This is a genomic window from Brevundimonas naejangsanensis DSM 23858 (assembly GCF_000421705.1).
Classification (GTDB): domain Bacteria; phylum Pseudomonadota; class Alphaproteobacteria; order Caulobacterales; family Caulobacteraceae; genus Brevundimonas; species Brevundimonas naejangsanensis.
The window spans coordinates 1,451,016-1,466,622 of the sequence record NZ_ATXN01000002.1 but is presented as its reverse complement, the minus strand read 5'-3'; the positions used below and the strand labels follow the sequence as shown (position 1 = coordinate 1,466,622).

Sequence of the window (15,607 nt, the reverse complement as noted above, 5' to 3'; positions counted from 1 at the left end):
CCATCGCGTAGGAGCCCGCATGTCCGCAGGCGACGAGATCATCACTCCGGTCACCAAGCCGGAGGCCGTCAGCATGGCCGAAATCCATGCCATGCGCGGTCTGACCGACGCGGTGTCAGCGCTTGGCCGTCAGGTCGAGCGGATGAACGCCAAGGTCGATGACGTGCGCGAGCGGGTCATCAAACTGGAGGCGCGCGAGTACGAACGTCAGATCGAAGCCCTGAACGATCGCCTGTCCGCCGCCTTCAAGCGGATCGATGATCTGGAGGGGACCCGCGACCAGCAGAAGGGCGCCAAGGCCCTGGTCGACTGGCTGCGTCAGACCGCGCCCTGGCTGGTGGCCGGCATCGCCGCCTTTATCGCAGGCATTAGCGTCAAGAACGGAGCCGGAGCATGACGGACACCCCTATCCAGCCGCCCCCGACCCGGCTTGAGCGCATCAAGAGCTTCATCGGCGATCTGGCTCGGCCGTTCGCCATCATCGCAACATCGTTCGCCGCATCGTGGGCCACCATCGTGATCGCCTATCGGGTTGAGAACGGGAACGACGGCGCCATCTTCATCGGCGGCGTCTTCGCAGGTGTCGGCGCGCTCTACATCGGCAAAGCCTGGGAAGTGGCCAAGACGGGCAAGCAGACGGCTGAGGTCGAGATCGCGAAGGCGAAGACCGAGGTGGGGTGACCTAAGCTGGCGCCATCCCCGCCACAGCCAAGGACCTGTTGGCAACAGCCCGCCCGCACCTTTCACGTAGCTGGCGCCAGGTGGCCCGCCCCTCGATCCCGAACACATCGGACTGGGTGTAGCCCTCGCTGACCAGTGCTCGTCGCACTTCTGACGGGATGCGGAATCGTCCGCTGTCAGCTAGCTCGAAGGCGCGCTGGATTACCGGTGTCTGCAGCATTTTGAACTCCCCTGTCAGGCGAGTCTGAACGCAGCGCTCTTGGTTATAGTTGCTTGTGGCTTGCAAGGATTCAGCCCACGGCCATCCACAAGAGCACACCGAAAATCGCCGCACATAGTGCGATCAAAACCACCTCTGTGATCCGTCCGGTTCTTCTGTGGCGCCGCCTCGGCATGTTTCGCCTCCAAAGCAGAGCCAAATCATTTGGTGATGATGCGGCCCTGCTCGACGTCATAATCGAGGACGTCATCGGTAGGCTCAAATCCATACTTTCGAGCGCGGAGGGCGGCTGTTTCGGGCGACGCCATCATGTGATCGGCTCTCCGTCTGGGTCTGCCATGGACGATAGGCGCGAACTCGTACCAGACGCGGGGCTCGGGCCCTCTGGCGCGCCGTACTCGCAGGATCACTGCCGTTTCCACCTACCCCTCCCAAGAGACCCGCGTTCTCTGACATAAAGGGAGCGGGGATTTTTTACAATCTGAACTGGAGACACCATGCTCGACGCACGTCGATTGCAAGGACGCCTCGGCGTGTCCGTTGACGGCATCATCGGTGCAGGAACCCTGACTGCGCTGTTCGCGCGGATGGGTGCGCAGAAGCCTATAGCGGAGGAACTGGGCCTCGCGGCCAACGTCCACTTCCGCTCCTACGGCATCCTCGATAGCGGTCTTCGCCTGGCGCACTTCATGGGCCAGTGCGGCCATGAGAGCGGCGGCTTCCGCTTCATGGAGGAGATTTGGGGGCCGACACAGGCGCAGAGGGGCTACGAGGGGCGCGCGGATCTCGGCAACACCCAGCCGGGGGACGGTCGCCGCTATCAGGGCCGCGGCCCTATCCAACTGACCGGTCGAGCGAACTATCGCCGCGTTGGTCGGCAGATCGGCGTCGATCTGGAGCGGCACCCGGACATCGCGGCGCATCCCTCGATCGGGCTTTGGGTCGGCTGCGTCTATTGGTCAGATCGCAAGCTGAACGCCAGGGCCGACGTTGACGATCTGCTGGGCCTGACCAAGGCCATCAACGGCGGCACAAACGGGCTGGAGGATCGCCGCCGTCGAACTGCGCAGGCCAAGGAACTGATCCTATGATCCGCGACTTCCTCCGCGCCATCGGCCCGGCGTCCTGGGCCGTCTTCGCCGTCTGCGTTCTGCTGCTGTTCGTTATGGGCTGGTGCGCCGCAACGGCGCCCAGCCGGGAGCGGGCGAAACAGGATCGCGCCGTCGAGGCGGCCAACGCCAAGGCGCGCGCCACGGGCACCGCATCGCACGATCGCGCGGCCGCCGACCGGCTGACCGACCTGAAGATCAACAACCGACTGGAAAAGGAACGAACCGATGCTGTCTCTGCGATCCCTGATGCTCGCCCCACTGCTGGCCGCGTCGCTCTTGCTTGCCACCGGCTGCGCGAGCAGGGAACGCGTGACGTTGATCTACCCGCCGAGTGCTGACCTGGTCGTTGAGGCCAAGCCGATCATGCCGCCTGAAGCGGTGCGCAGCGATGCGGCGGGCATAGCCCATGACATCGCCATTGAGGGCTGGGGCGAGCGCGGCTGGGATGCGGTCGGGCGGCTATGCCGATGGGCGGCCGACAACGGCATGAAGGGGTTGAGTTGCCCGCCGCCGCCTGAACTGTCGCCCAGGCCTGGCTGACGGGCATAAGAAAACCCGTCTGCCACATTGGGACTCAGACGGGCCTAATGAGCCGAGGCTCGAAGCTTAGATGGGGTTACTCGCACAGAATGCAAGGACCGCAAGATGATGATCGGAAAAGACATGCATTTCAACGAGGCGATAAAATAATCAATGCTGGCGCTTGCATGTTCGGACGCGATCGTTCATCCTCTGGACGTCGATATCTCTGCGTAACGCCCTATTTCCTTGCGACGCATCGAGATTTTCCGTTTCCTTAGACCCGACAGCCCTCAGGACATTTCCTCGGGGCAACCTTTTTTCGGAGGTCATGGAAATGGCTACTGGTATTGTTAAATGGTTCAACCCTACCAAGGGTTTCGGTTTCATCGCCCCTGACGCTGGCGGCGGCGACGTGTTCGTTCACGTTTCGGCGGTCGAGCGCGCGGGTCTCAGCGGTCTGAACGAGGGCCAAGCGCTTTCTTATGAGCTCGAGCGCGACCAGCGCTCCGGCAAGACGTCGGCTGGCCAACTGCAGGCCGCATAAGCGAAAGCACCGGTTCATCGGCGCTATCGAGGCCCGCTCTCTTCGGAGGGCGGGCTTTTTTGCTGATTAATGCTGCCTCAGGCTGGCTTAAATCAGCCCCGCCACTGCAATGATTAGCAGCGCCATCAGCATCGATCGCTCTGGTATATCGCGGCTTAAAAGGCGGGGGTTTAGGTCCCGTCAGCGTGAGCATATGGAACAAGGTTCTAAAGAGGCCCTTTTCCTCCCGCCAACCAGGAGGACCAAATGGCTGACAAGACCCTCGACAACCTCTTTCACGATACCCTCAGGGACATCTATTACGCCGAGCGTAAAATCCTGAAGTCGTTGCCGAAGATGGCTCGCGCCGCGCAGTCGCCGGAGTTGAAAGCCGCCTTCGAGAAACACAAAGATCAGACTGAAGGCCAGATCGAGCGCCTGCAGCAGGTGTTTGAGATCATCGGCAAAGCCCCACGCGGAAAGACGTGCGACGCCATCGAGGGCATCCTCGCTGAGGGGGATGAGATCATGGAGGAATATAAGGGCACGCCCGCCCTTGATGCCGGCCTTCTAGCTGCGGCCCAAGCGGTAGAGCATTACGAAATCACACGGTACGGCACGCTGAAACGATGGGCGCTTGTACTGGACCTCAAGGACGCCGCCGCTCTTCTGGATGAGACGCTGCAGGAAGAGTCGCAGACGGACGAAGATTTGACGAGCATCGCCGATGCCGCCGTCAACGCCGAGGCGCTCTCTGCAGCATAAGGGCGACAATGCCCCTCAGGCTCCGCTGTACGCCCCGTCGCCCTCACCGGGTGGCGGGGCGTTATTCGTTTATGCGGGAACGTCGGCGCCGCGTTTCTGAGCCGGTCGCGCGAGCAAGCTGCCGCCCACCAATAGGGGGCCATCCTCCTCGGAAATCGGCGGAAGGCACACGAAGCGCGCGGCGAGCTGGCCGTCGCGCAAATACAAATGAAGCTCGACGTGATCCCCCGCTGCGGCCAGCGTCTCCGCGATCTTTTTGGCGGCGCTCTCAGCCTCCCGCCCGCGCGTGAATAGTTGTGGCTCGGTGTCGTTCACGCGGACGGACCAGACGTCTCCAAAGGGTTCCACTACGATAGTTCGCATCGAAGCATCTCCAGTGAAGGTTGAAGCGAGCGCTATTTGGTCAGCGCTGGCAGAGCTTCAAGGGGCGTCGCGTTTAGTTCTGGAGGACCCCGCGCTCGATTAGGCCAAGGACGACCGGGTCCTGAAGAGACGCGGCGACTTCGCGCGCGAAAGCACGATGCGCCTCGGCCTCATCCATGATCAGGCGCTTACTGCCGTCTCGATGCGACGACAGCCGAAAGGAAATCTCGCGCTGCTGCTTGGCCAAGCGCTCTATCCGAACGAGTTTCACCCCGGCCTGATCGCGCAGGGTGGCGCGTGAACTGACGACCATAACGACCTCCTGAGCAGGTCGCTTAAAGGTCGTGAAGCGGTGCTGGGTTCCCTGCGTCAGCTACGAGGCGCCAGATCGCGATAGGGCGCGCCGCGCTCTCCGGCTTCAGCCCGCGTCAGCACCTTCGTTTCCTGCTGGGATCCGACGTGGATGACGATGTCCCGATGCCGCAGGCCGTCGTGCAACGCCGAGCATGTCGCCCGAACGGCTGACAGCACATTCACCCAGTGACCGCTCTCGACCGTGATCAGGCCGGGCAGAAGGTTGGCGTCATCGCCGGCGGCTGCGGCCATGGCGTCGAGGGCGTCGTTCAGTTGGTCTGGCGTCATGGCGGACGGTGTAGCTGAGTCGCGTCGAGTTGTTGGAGCCGGGGTTCATACCCATGGTCAGTCACGCGGCCAGCGCCAGATAACACGCATCCCGGCGCCGCCGCCGGCGTAGCTGCTGATCTTCACGCCTGGGCCTCGCAGGCCGCAGGATCGGCACCTGAGCGACGGCCGCAGGTCCTTAATCGGCGTGCGCCTGGCCTGCTTCGGCCACAGAGCCCACGCCGGGCCCACCTTGTGCCCGCAGGCGCATACCAGTTCCATCTGGTCGCAAGGCGCGATGTCATCCACCGCGACCGTGTCGTCGTACTCGCGAGGCATGTCTTAGTGCGCCGTCGCGCCCCGCGTCGTGCAGGCTCTGCGCAGCCGGGCCAAAGCCCCAGGGGCTTTCGACTCGATCTCGCGCAGGATGCACCCGGCCCCAGCCCGGCCGTCCGCCGTCGTCAGGTCCAAGCCGGTCAGACGCAGCACCAGCGCGGCCAACTCCTTGTCCCGCTCGTTCATTGCGGCCGCCCCACCAGACGCATGCCGGCAACGAGCCCGGCGACCAGATCGACTGTCGGGGTAGGGGTGTCAGCGCGCTCGCGCTGTTCCAGATCGCGGTCCAGCTTCTCCAGATCGCGAGCGAAGGCCTCATCGGGGCCAAGGGGTTTCGTTTCCATCTTCGTCCTCCTCAAGCACCGACCCGAGGCGGACTCCTACACGAGAACGAAATAAGAACAAGTGGGCTGCCGGACGCCCGCTTTCAGTTGGGAAAACCGCCGTAACCCATTGAAAACAAATAGGTCTAAATCGCCCCGGTTGGGGGTTAGTGCGTTGATTTCTCGAAGACCCTTGGAGCTTCCCAAGCTGAATGTCGCGAGTTCGATTCTCGCTACCCGCTCCAACACTTCGCCAGCGCTTTCTCCAGCACGCAGAGCTCCGACGCAGCGGTAGGGCGCGTGAGTTGTTCAGCGCCTACATTCTCCCTTAAGTTGTGTTTCGCATGATCGCTGCTCAGTCAGGAGCGCGACGATGCAGAAGGCGTGTGGTTCTGGTGTAGCGGGCAGGCGTAGAGGCGCGGCGGCGATCGAGTTCGCTATCGTCGGTCCCTTCTTCCTGCTGCTGGTCGTCGGCATGATCGTCTACGGCGGCTGGTTGTGGATGGCCCATTCTGTTCAGGCGGCGGTGTCGGAGGGCGCGCGCGCGGCGGTCGCGGGGCTAGATGCAGTCGAACGGGAGCAGTTGGCCCGTGATGGGGTCGCGGGACATCTGCGCAACCTGGGATTGAGGGGCGCGGACGCCACCGTCGAGACCAGCGTTGACGGCCGGTTTTTCCGCGTCGTGGTGGCCTATGACGCCGGTCATCACCCTCTGATGGCTCTGGCCCCGCTGACGGTGTCGCCGCCCAAGGTCATCCGTCGCGCCGCCGTCATTCAGATCAATGAGGTCTGAAATGGCTGGTTCGAAGACTGTACGCAATCTGATCGCCCGTCTGGGACGAAACCGGCGCGGCGGGGTGACGATCATGTCGGCGGCCGCCGGCGCGCTGATCTGCGTCAGCGCCGCCCTGGCGGTCGATGTGGGAATGGTGGTCCTGAAGGGGCGGGAGTTGCAAGGCGCAGTCGATCTGTCGGCGCTGGCCGCCGCGGGCTCGCTTCAGCACGCCGAAGCGGCGGCGGAGGCGACGGCGCGGGCCAATCTGGCGGATATCGCGACCCTGAGCGTGCAGACTGGCGTCTATACGCCGGACCCCAGGCTGAAGCCGTCGCAGAGGTTCGTCGCGGCCGCAGGGCAGGTCAACGCGGCGCAGGTGACGGCGACGGCGCCCGCCCCCTTGTTCTTTGGCCGCGTCGTTCTGGGGCGTGATGCGGTGTCGGTCACCAAACAGGCTACGGCCGCGCGGCCCGGCGGCGCGCCGACAGCCATGTTCTCGATCGGGTCGCGGCTGGGGTCGGTTGACGGGGGGCTGGCCAACAGTCTGTTGTCGGGCCTCTTGGGAGGCCGCGTGTCGCTGACCCTGATGGATTACAGAAGCCTGCTCGACGCCCAGGTCAGCCTGTTGCAGTTCTCGGACGCGCTGGCGGCGGACCTGGGGGTGACGGCGGGGGACTATGACGCCCTGCTGAAGCAAGAGGTCGAGACGGGGCGTGTCCTGCGCGTGCTGGAGCGGATTGCAGGCTCGGGGCCCAGCAGCGCGCTGAGCAAGTTGACGGGCGCACCCGCGGACGCCCGTTTGAAGCTCGGCGACCTGATCGGCGTGGAGGCCGACGCCCGTCAGGGATTGCGTGAGCGGTTGAACGCCCAGCTGTCTGTCTTTGACCTGCTGATGGCGACCCTGCAAACGGCGAACAAGGAACGCCAGTTGGCGCTGGATGTGGGCGCGCGGCTCGGCATCGCCGACCTGGATGTCATGCTGGCCATCGGCGAGCGACCGAACCGGTCGCCTTGGCTGACGGTGACCAGCAAGGGCGAGCCGATCATCCGCACGGTGCAGACGCGGCTTTATCTTGAGGCGACGACCGCCAAGGCCCTGTCGGATCTCACCGCGATCAAACTTCCTGTCCTGATCGAAGCGGCGAGCGCGGAGGCGCGGCTGAAGCAGATCGACTGCGGCCCCGGGCCCGGCGTAACGCTGGAGGTCAAGCCGGGCGTGGCGCGGGCGGCGATCGGCGCCGTCGACAAGACCAAACTGCGGGAGTTCAAGTCGAAACTGAACGTCACGCCTGCGCCTCTGGTGTCGGTCCTGGGGCTGCTCGGCATCAAGGTGGCGAATGTGACCGGCCGGGCGGACATAGAGGCGGCCGACCCTGATTGGCGCCAGGTCCGCTTCACCGCTGCCGATATCGGCGCGGGCGAACCCAGGACGGTGGGCTCGAAACAGTTCGGCCAGGGGGTGATCGTGAGCCTGCTGACGAAACTGGACCTGAAGGTCGAGTTGCTGGGAGGACTGATCAGTTTGCCGGTCAGCGAACTGTTGGGGACCGTCCGGGGGCTGTTGACGCCGCTAGGCCCCGTTCTGGACGGGGTGGTTCAGCCCCTGTTGGAGCTTCTGGGCGTGCGTCTGGGCGAGGCGGACCTGTGGGTCCACGGCGTGCGGTGTCCGAATCAGGAAGGCGCGCCGCAACTGGTCGGTTGAGGCGCGACTGTCGCCCTGCGATCAGCCTTCGGCGGGACGCAGGCCGGTGGCGGCCTGTTGCACGGCGGCGGGGCGGCGCTGGCCGCCGGCGGCGATGATGCGGTCGATGCGGGCCTTCTCGGCGCGGAAGGCGTTCAGATCGGCGCCCGCCAGGACGGTGCCTTCCTGGGTCTTGATGCCCGAGGGATTGATCCGCTGGCCGTTGCGCCAGATTTCATAGTGCAGGTGCGGTCCGGTCGAGGCGCCGGTCGAGCCGACATAGGCGACGACCTGGCCCTGGGTCACGCGCTGGCCCGCGCGCATGCCCGAGGCGTAGCGCGACAGGTGGCCGTAGCCGCTTTCCAGACCGTTGGCGTGGCGGATGCGCAGCCAGTTGCCGTAGCCGCCCCAGCGCCGAGCCTCGACCACCACGCCGTCGGCGGGGGCCACGACCGGGGTGCCGGTCGATGCGGCGAAGTCCATCCCCTGGTGCATCTTGCGATAGCCCGAGATCGGGTGGGTGCGGACGCCGAAGTTGGAGCTGACACGGCGGAAGTTCTGCAGCGGCGTGCGCATCATGGCGGTGCGCGTATTCTTGCCGGTGGCGTCGAAATACTGAGCCGTCTTCGAGCCGGCGGGCTGGAAGCGATAGAAGGCGTGGCCCTTCAGCTCGGCATAGAGGAGTTCGCCGGTCTCGACGGTGCGGCCCGATTCGGTGACCTTGCGGTCGAAGACGAGGGTGAATTCATCGGCGGCGCGCACGTCGCGCTGCATGTCGAACTTGTGGGCGAACAGCTGGCTGGCGCGGCGCACCACGGCCGAGGTGGCGCCCAGTTCGCGGGCGCTGGCGGACAGGGAGCGCTGAACCTTGTCGTTGGCGACGACGGTTTCCTCGGTCACCTTCTCGTCGAGCGAGCGCAGGCGAAGCGCGCCGTCGAAGCTGCGCGACACGGTCAGCTGGCTGGCCGGGCCGGTGCGCATGGTCAGGCCGATCAGGCGGGCGTCGCCCATGCCGCCGCGCGGCTTGGACACGGCGGTTTCAAAACGCAGGCCGGCGCGCAGGTCCTTGAGGTCGAAGGCGCTGGCGACGGTGTCGGCCACGGCGCGGGCTTCTTCGGCGCCGACGCCGGTGCGGCGCACGGCCTGTTCGAACGTCTCGCCGCGACGAATCTGCACGGGAATGGCTTCGGGGGTGGTCATGCCGGCCGGAGCGGCGGCGGCGGCGTAGGCCTGGGCTTCCAGGAATTCGATCTGTTCCGCCGTCAGAGGGGGAACCTCCTCGGCCTTCACCTGTTCAAACCCTCGACCCGCAAGCAGGGCGATGCCGACGGCGGCGCAGGTGGTCAGCAGGTGCGGCGCGAGCCGAACAGGCTGGCGGCGAGGATCGAACTGAGCCATGGGTCCCCGGCGAATCGACGACGCGTGCTGCGCCAGACCAGTCGAAATTAGGTCACGCCGGACGTCCCCGACCGACAGTGAAGCGAGCCGTATAGCCCGCCTGATCCATGTTGGGAAGCGGTCAGGTTACATTCGGTTAACTTGGCGGGGGATTGATGAAGTATTTCGACGTTCGCTGCGGTCTTGTCGTGAATCTTCGCCATTTTTAGGGTCTGATCGTCGTGTAGTGGCGATGATGACACGGTATAGTTGTCGCAAGGCAACGACTGTCATCGTGGCGCATTTTGTGGCGTTGTCGCCTTCAACCGTTAGATGATGATCGTCCCGCGACCTTGACCGAAGACGCCGATCCTTCCTCGCCGCGCGAGCGACCTCGCAAGCCTTCCCCTATGCGGGCCCTGATGAAGGGCACCGGGGTCGCCCTGATGGTGATTCTGGTGCTGGCGGCGGCGCTTTATCTGAACCGCCGGGCGGCGGCGCGCGAACTGCTGGTCGGCTGGCTGGAGCGCAAGGGCATCGACGCCGACGTCGAGGTCGAGCGGTTGGAGGTCAACGGCTTCGTCGGCAGGATCTCCATCGGCGATCCCAATAATCCAGATTTCAAGGTCGAGCGGGTCGAGGTCGATTACGCCGTGGGCCTGCCCTGGTCGAAAGCCGGGCTGGGCGTGACCCCCAGCCGGGTGCGGCTGGTGCGGCCGATCGTCCGCGCGGCGTGGAAGGACGGCAAGCTGTCTCTGGGCAGTCTGGACCCTCTGGTCGAAGAGTTTACCGGCAAGCCGCCCAAGCCGGATTCGCGCGCGCCCCTCGTCATCGTCGAAAGCGGTCAGGCGCGCATCGACACGGAATACGGGCCGGTTAATCTGCTGGCCGACGCGCGCATCGACAACGGCAAGCTGATGCGTCTGTCGGGCCGTATGCCTGCGGCCTCGCTCAAGAGCGGCGGGATCGAGGCGCGCGGTCTGGGCGGCGTGGTTGAGGCGACGACGACCGGCGATCGGCTGGCGATCGCGCTTGATCTTCAGGCGGAACGGTTTGCAACTGGGGATCAGGCTAGCGGCGAGGGCGCGGTCCTGCATCTGAAAGGCGACCTGCCTTATCCGGACATGAAGACGCGGCGCGGCGACGGGCGCATCGCCCTGACCGGCCGGTTCTCGGCCGATGCGGCGAGCGGGGCCGGGATCCGGGCGCGCGCGCTTGGCGCTGACGTCAGTTTCGACGGTCAGGTCGCGGGCTGGCTCAACAAATACGAGCTGACGGGCAAGGGGCAGGCGACGGCCACGGCGGCCGCTGTCGCCGGCGAGGGGCTACAGGCGAACGCGTTGGACCTTCGTCTGACGGACGCCGATCTGTCGGTGTCCGGCGGCGTCGATGCGGGGCAAGCGCAGTGGCGGCTGACGACGCCTGCGCGCCTCAGCGCCGGTTCGGGCCGGGCGGGCGACACGCGGCTGGAGGGGCTGGACCTGACCTCGGCCAGCCTGCGCGCGGGCGGCCACGGCGATGCGCTGGAGGTGCAGGGCCCAGTGACGCTTCAGGCGCGCTCCGTGCGCGCCAAGGACTTCAACCTGCGTAGCGCCAACGGCGCGCTGGATGTGGATATCGTGCGCGACGCCGTGACCCGCATCGATGTTCAGGGCGCGCTCAAGGTCGATCATGCCGCCGTGACCTCTATGGGCGCGCCGACGGCGGACGACCTGCCGGAAATGGCCGAGTTGAAGCGCGCCCTGGGCGACTTCGCCCTGAACGCTCCGCGCATCCGCCTGGCCAGCGACAACGCCGGACTGGAGCTGAGCCTGCCGCAGCCGATCACGGCGCGCCCGGCCAACGGCGGCGAGGTGCGGCTGGAGGCCCACCGCAAGCCCCTGTTCGCCTCGGGCGAGGGGGCAAATGGGGGCGGGGCGCTGAGCCTGACCTCCACGCGCGGCGGCGGCCTGCCGGAAGCCCGCTTTGAAGGGATCGAGTGGCGTCTGACGCGCGGCGGCTTTGAGGCGCGCCTCAAGGGGCAGGCGGGACTGGACTTCGGCCCGGCGCGCGACATCGCCTTCAGCACCCAGGGCGAACTGGCTTCGTCGGGCGGGCGGCTGACCTATACGGCCGACGACTGCATCCCATTGACGGTCGGCAAGCTGGATTTGGGCGAGAACTCGGTCGAGGCGATCTCGGGCCGGGTATGCCCTGCCGACGAGCCGCTGATCACGGCCCAGGGCGGCGCCTGGCGCGCGCGGGCGCGTCTGGCCGATGTAGCGGCGACGGCGCCGTTTCTTGAGATGCGGTTTTCCGAAGCGGAAGGCTCTCTGGCCGTCGACGGCGCCGCCAGGGGGCTGTCGATGCGGGCCGCGATCTCCAAGGCCCAGGCGTCGGACATCGCCGATCCGGCCCGCTTCCTTCCGCTTCAGGCCAAGGGCGAGGCGCTGCTCGCCGATGAGGTTTGGACCGCCGGCTTCGATCTCAGTCGACTGGACCATGAAGTCGGCCGCATCGACCTGCGCCACGACGGGCGCCTGCAGGCGGGCGGGGCGGCGATTTCCGCGCCCAATCTGATCTTCACCGAGCATGGGCTTCAGCCCGACGACCTCAGCCCGCTGGTCGCCGACTATGTGAAGTCGCCGGTCGAGGGCTCGGCCGGGTTTGAGGGGCGGTTCGACTGGACTGCCGAGGGGGCGACCAGTTCGGGCGTTCTGACCGTGCCGGATCTGGATTTCACCAGCCCGGCGGGCAAGGTTCAGGGTCTGAAAGGGCGGGTGGAGTTCACCAGTCTGACGCCCCTGATCACCGCGCCGGATCAGAAGCTGACCGTCGACCGCGTGCAGACGGTGACGCCGCTGACCGATTTCCAGCTGACGTTCGGTCTGGACGAAAAGGCCCTGACCATCGGCGGCGGGCGGATTCAGGCGGCGGGCGGGCGCATCAGCGTCGAGCCCCTGTCCCTGCCGCTGACGCCCGGCGAGGGCTGGGGCGGGGTGATCGTGGTCGAGGGCGTGCAACTGAACGAGCTGCTGAAGAGCGCCAATCTTCAGGACAAGGCGGAACTGGACGCCGTGGTGTCCGGCCGTCTGCCCTTCACCTATGACCCCAAGGCGGGCTGGCGCATCGTCGGCGGCGTGCTGAACGGGGTGCGGCCCGGCCGCCTATCGATCCAGCCGGAGGTGTTCGACGATCTCGGCGCGGGTGGAGGCGCGAACTCTGCCGATCTGCCGCCCAACACCATGCAGGATCTGGCCTATCAGGCCATGCAGGACCTGGCGATCAGCGACCTGACCGCCGAGGTCAACAGTCTGGACGAGGGGCGTCTGGGCGTCCGCTTCCGCATCAACGGCCGCCACGATCCGCCCGAGCGCGAACAACTTCGCCTGACCTTCATGGAGCTGATCCGCCGCGACTTCATGAACAAGAAGCTGAATCTGCCGTCCGATACGCCGATCGACCTGGCGCTGGACACGACGTGGAACGCCAATCAGATCGTCTCGGACCTGCTTGAATACGCCCGGCGCGGCGAAACGCCCGTGCTGACGACGGATGAGCAGCCTTGATCGGCGGCTCCGCTTTGTTCAGAACCCGTTCACTCGCCGCAGCGTTATATGGCGGTGACTTCCAACGCCGCCTTCGGAGATCGGCCTCATGATCAGCAAGCGTCAGATCGTCGCTGCGCTCGGCCTCAGCGCCGTCAGCCTGGCCGCATGCGCGCCTACGGTGAACATCAAGTTCAGCGAGCCGCTGCAAATCTACGCCAAGCTCGACGCCGATATCCGCATCAAGCTGGACCAGGAACTGCAGAACCTGCTCCGCGAAAACCCCAACCTGTTCTGATACGAAAGGGGGCTTTGACATGACTAATCGCAAACTCTTCGTCGCCGTGGCCGCTGTGGCCGCCCTGGGCGTCGCCGCCGGCGCCGCCGTGGCCCAGACCGCCTCGCAGAAGGCTCTGGTCGATCAGGCCAAGGCCGCAGGCTCGGCGGGCGAGCAGGCCGACGGCTATGTCGGCGTGCGCACCTCGGTCGACGGCGACACCCAGGCCGCCATCAGCGCCACCAACGCCGGTCGTCGCCAGGCCTACGCCCGCAGCGCCGCCGACGCCGGCACCACGGCCGAAGTGGCCGGGGCCCGGATGTTCGAGACCCAGTTGCTGCCGCGCATCAGCTCGGGCCAATGGTACAAGAACGCCCAGGGCCAGTGGGTCCAGCGCTGAGCTGAGCCATGACAAAGACCTCCAGAGGCGGGCGGCTGTTCCGGCTTCTGCGGTCGCTGGTTCTCGCCGTCGCCATCTCGGCCGTCAGCACGCTTGGGCTGGCGGCCTATTGGCGTCTGATCGGCGGCGGGGAGATGAGCCTGCACGGCTGGATCGCCATGGGGTTGGGCGTGCTGGGCACGGTCGGCCTGGCCTGGGGGTTGATGGCCCTGGCCTTCCGCTCGGATCGCGACGGCTGGGACGATCGGGTCGACAACCATCTGGACCCCGGCATCGAAGGCTCCGAGGACCGCAAGGACGAAGACCTCTATTACTGACGGTTCAGGCTGCGGCTTCGGCGCTGTCGGTCAGGGCGGGCAGGAACAGGCCGCGCGTCAGGGCCGCGACGACGGGCACGGCCACGGCGTCGCCCATCAGCTTCAGCGCCGCGCTTTCGCTGGCGGGCAGGCGATAGGCCTCGTCCACCCCCATCAGCCGCGCCGCCTCGCGCCCGGTCAGGCGGCGCAGGGCGACCTGGCCGTCTTCCACGATGACCACATACTGTCGCGACGATCCGCCCGACGGCGTGCGCAGACAGCCCGCCAGCCCGTCGAAGCGCAGCTCCAGCCTTTGCAGCTTCTGCCCGTCCTTGGTCCGCACCCGGCGGAAGGCGGCGCCCACGCGCCGCTCGCCCGAGGCCTGGATCGCCTCCAGCCGCGCCCGGTGCAGCGGCGACAGCATGGACAGCAGGGACTGCGCCTCCGCGTCGTCGAAACAGGGAACGTCAGGCTCAAGCACCGCCGCCAGATCGAGGTTGCGGCGCGGCGGCGTGTCCAGCCGCCACCAGGCCCAGTTCGCCTTCAGGGGCGCCGGCAGCCGCGCCCAGGCGGCGGTCAGGCGCGGCGAGTGGAAGGGCAGGGCGGGGCCTTTCAGGCGCGGCCCCTCGACCGCCCGCATGGCGATGATGAACAGGCGCGGCCGCGACTGGGGCAGCCACAGTTCCGCGTCCAACTCCAGCGCCCCGACCGTGTAACCGGCCTCGACCATCGCCCCGCATACGGCGGCGAAGTCCTGTCCCTCGCCCGAGGTCAGCAGGCCGACCACGTTTTCCAGCACGATGAGGCGCGGCGCCCGACCCTCGGCGTCCAGCCCCTGCATCAGCTTCCAGAAGCCCCAGAAGGCGCCCGACCGCTGCGCCTTCAGCCCGCCGCGGGCGCCCGCCAGGCTGACGTCCTGACACGGCGAGGAGGCCCAGTACAGGTCCGGCGCGCCGGGAACCTGATCGGGCGTCACCGTCCAGATATCGTCGTGGATCAGCGGCGTGTCCGGGTGGTTGGCGCGAAAAGCGCGAGCCTTGGCTGCGTCGATGTCATTGGCCAGAACAGTGCGGAAACCGACGCCGCCCAGATGCAGCCCCAGCCCCGCCAGCCCGCCGCCCGCAAAGAACTCGCAGGCCGTGAGGGCGGCGCCTGCATCTGTGGCTGGTGCGGGACGAATCGGCATGACGCCACATTAACCCAGGCGCGCCGCTTTGGCGCCTGTCTTGACGGGGCGGCGCCAAACCCTGACCTTGGCGGGCGAACCTCAGAAAGGATCGCCCATGCGCGCCGCATTCCTGCCTGCCGCCTTCTCCGCCGCCGCCCTGTCGCTGGTCCTCGCCGCCTGCTCCCAGCCTGCCCAAAAGGCGCCGGAAGCCGCCAAGGCCGAGCCCCGCGCCCTGGCAGGCGTCGATCTGGACCAGCCGGTGCGCGTGCTGGGAACCGAGCCCTTCTGGGCCGTGGAGATCACGCCGCAGGGCCTGATCTATTCCGGCGTCGACCGGCCGGAGCAGAAGGCCGCCAACCCCGGCCCGACGCTTCAGGGCAACCTCGTCAGCTGGACGACGAAGACTGAAGCGGGCGCCGATCTGACTGTCACCCTGACGGCGACCGACTGTTCGGACGGCATGAGCGACCGGACCTATCCCCTGACCGCCAAGGTCGAGATCGGAGGCGAGACCCTGACCGGCTGCGCCGCCGCCACGGCCGCGATCGAGCGAGCGGGTGAAAGCGGCCGCGTCGAGTAAGGTCAAGCTGGCGCCGGGCTTGCACTGATCCCCTCAGCGCGGCCGGGCTGTCCCCGGTCG

Annotated in this window: 21 protein-coding genes; 14 read left to right on the top strand and 7 right to left on the bottom strand. The window is 66.6% G+C overall.

Going from position 1 to position 15,607, the window contains the following annotated elements:
* The 7 genes from H556_RS0107390 to H556_RS0107360 all read left to right on the top strand — a co-directional run.
* Positions 1-397: hypothetical protein (locus H556_RS0107390; RefSeq protein ID WP_211216101.1), on the top strand; the 397-nt coding region annotated here is incomplete at its 5' end.
* Positions 394-681, top strand: coding sequence for a hypothetical protein (locus H556_RS0107385; protein ID WP_024353834.1), 288 nt, complete (start codon positions 394-396; stop codon positions 679-681). The genes H556_RS0107390 and H556_RS0107385, both read left to right, overlap by 4 nt.
* 717 nt (positions 682-1,398) lie before the next feature.
* Entirely contained in the window at positions 1,399-1,992 is a 594-nt protein-coding gene (locus tag H556_RS0107375) for a glycoside hydrolase family 19 protein (RefSeq protein ID WP_024353833.1), read from the top strand.
* The gene (locus tag H556_RS15840; RefSeq protein WP_051130220.1) at positions 1,989-2,351 is read left to right on the top strand and encodes a hypothetical protein; all 363 of its coding nucleotides are present in this window, start codon (positions 1,989-1,991) and stop codon (positions 2,349-2,351) included. Before H556_RS0107375 ends, H556_RS15840 begins: the two co-directional genes overlap by 4 nt.
* A complete protein-coding gene (locus tag H556_RS0107370; RefSeq protein ID WP_155802423.1) occupies positions 2,323-2,553 on the top strand; it encodes a hypothetical protein in 231 nt (76 codons plus the stop codon). Before H556_RS15840 ends, H556_RS0107370 begins: the two co-directional genes overlap by 29 nt.
* A 316-nt stretch (positions 2,554-2,869) precedes the next feature.
* Positions 2,870-3,079, top strand: a complete 210-nt coding sequence (locus tag H556_RS0107365) for a cold-shock protein (RefSeq protein WP_024353831.1) — start codon at positions 2,870-2,872, stop codon at positions 3,077-3,079.
* 246 nt (positions 3,080-3,325) lie between these two features.
* The gene (locus H556_RS0107360) at positions 3,326-3,823 is read left to right on the top strand and encodes a YciE/YciF ferroxidase family protein (RefSeq protein ID WP_024353830.1); all 498 of its coding nucleotides are present in this window, start codon (positions 3,326-3,328) and stop codon (positions 3,821-3,823) included.
* A 69-nt stretch (positions 3,824-3,892) separates the two neighbouring features.
* Here H556_RS0107360 and H556_RS0107355 read toward each other — a convergent pair whose 3' ends face one another.
* The 5 genes from H556_RS0107355 to H556_RS16285 all read right to left on the bottom strand — a co-directional run bounded on the left by H556_RS0107355 (position 3,893) and on the right by H556_RS16285 (position 5,487).
* The gene (locus H556_RS0107355; protein WP_155802422.1) at positions 3,893-4,138 is read right to left on the bottom strand and encodes a hypothetical protein; all 246 of its coding nucleotides are present in this window, start codon (positions 4,136-4,138) and stop codon (positions 3,893-3,895) included.
* A 121-nt stretch (positions 4,139-4,259) separates the two neighbouring features.
* Positions 4,260-4,433: a hypothetical protein gene (locus H556_RS0107350; RefSeq protein WP_155802421.1), complete on the bottom strand. Its 174-nt coding sequence runs from the start codon at positions 4,431-4,433 to the stop codon at positions 4,260-4,262.
* 122 nt (positions 4,434-4,555) lie between these two features.
* Positions 4,556-4,828 (bottom strand): hypothetical protein, encoded by a 273-nt coding sequence (locus H556_RS0107345; protein WP_024353827.1) that lies wholly within the window; start codon positions 4,826-4,828, stop codon positions 4,556-4,558.
* Between the two features lie 321 nt (positions 4,829-5,149).
* Entirely contained in the window at positions 5,150-5,329 is a 180-nt protein-coding gene (locus H556_RS0107335; protein ID WP_024353825.1) for a hypothetical protein, read from the bottom strand.
* Complete coding sequence (locus H556_RS16285) at positions 5,326-5,487, bottom strand: hypothetical protein (RefSeq protein WP_155802420.1); 162 nt, start codon at positions 5,485-5,487, stop codon at positions 5,326-5,328. The genes H556_RS0107335 and H556_RS16285 overlap by 4 nt, the downstream gene beginning before the upstream one ends.
* Before the next feature lie 352 nt (positions 5,488-5,839).
* Between H556_RS16285 and H556_RS0107325 the strand changes: the two genes are divergently transcribed.
* Together H556_RS0107325 and H556_RS0107320 are read left to right on the top strand one after the other, a co-directional pair.
* Complete coding sequence (locus H556_RS0107325; protein ID WP_024353824.1) at positions 5,840-6,259, top strand: TadE/TadG family type IV pilus assembly protein; 420 nt, start codon at positions 5,840-5,842, stop codon at positions 6,257-6,259.
* A 1-nt stretch (position 6,260) separates the two neighbouring features.
* Entirely contained in the window at positions 6,261-7,943 is a 1,683-nt protein-coding gene (locus H556_RS0107320; protein WP_024353823.1) for a TadG family pilus assembly protein, read from the top strand.
* A gap of 21 nt (positions 7,944-7,964) precedes the next feature.
* On the opposite strand, the gene H556_RS0107315 is transcribed toward H556_RS0107320, so the two are convergent.
* Positions 7,965-9,320, bottom strand: coding sequence for a M23 family metallopeptidase (locus H556_RS0107315; protein WP_024353822.1), 1,356 nt, complete (start codon positions 9,318-9,320; stop codon positions 7,965-7,967).
* A gap of 401 nt (positions 9,321-9,721) precedes the next feature.
* On the opposite strand from H556_RS0107315, the gene H556_RS0107310 reads away from it, so the two are divergent.
* The 4 genes from H556_RS0107310 (at position 9,722) to H556_RS0107295 (ending at position 13,820) form a co-directional block, all read left to right on the top strand.
* Positions 9,722-12,847, top strand: coding sequence for an intermembrane phospholipid transport protein YdbH family protein (locus tag H556_RS0107310; protein WP_029673317.1), 3,126 nt, complete (start codon positions 9,722-9,724; stop codon positions 12,845-12,847).
* 88 nt (positions 12,848-12,935) lie between these two features.
* Complete coding sequence (locus H556_RS0107305) at positions 12,936-13,124, top strand: YnbE family lipoprotein (protein ID WP_003166838.1); 189 nt, start codon at positions 12,936-12,938, stop codon at positions 13,122-13,124.
* Between the two features lie 19 nt (positions 13,125-13,143).
* Positions 13,144-13,503 (top strand): YdbL family probable chaperone protein, encoded by a 360-nt coding sequence (locus H556_RS0107300; protein ID WP_024353820.1) that lies wholly within the window; start codon positions 13,144-13,146, stop codon positions 13,501-13,503.
* Positions 13,504-13,511: 8 nt separating this feature from the next.
* Positions 13,512-13,820 (top strand): hypothetical protein, encoded by a 309-nt coding sequence (locus H556_RS0107295; protein ID WP_024353819.1) that lies wholly within the window; start codon positions 13,512-13,514, stop codon positions 13,818-13,820.
* A 4-nt stretch (positions 13,821-13,824) separates the two neighbouring features.
* Here H556_RS0107295 and H556_RS0107290 read toward each other — a convergent pair whose 3' ends face one another.
* Positions 13,825-14,985, bottom strand: a complete 1,161-nt coding sequence (locus tag H556_RS0107290; RefSeq protein WP_024353818.1) for a DNA cytosine methyltransferase — start codon at positions 14,983-14,985, stop codon at positions 13,825-13,827.
* A gap of 97 nt (positions 14,986-15,082) precedes the next feature.
* Between H556_RS0107290 and H556_RS0107285 the strand changes: the two genes are divergently transcribed.
* The gene (locus H556_RS0107285; protein WP_029673314.1) at positions 15,083-15,547 is read left to right on the top strand and encodes a COG3650 family protein; all 465 of its coding nucleotides are present in this window, start codon (positions 15,083-15,085) and stop codon (positions 15,545-15,547) included.
* Positions 15,548-15,607 lie beyond the last annotated feature (60 nt).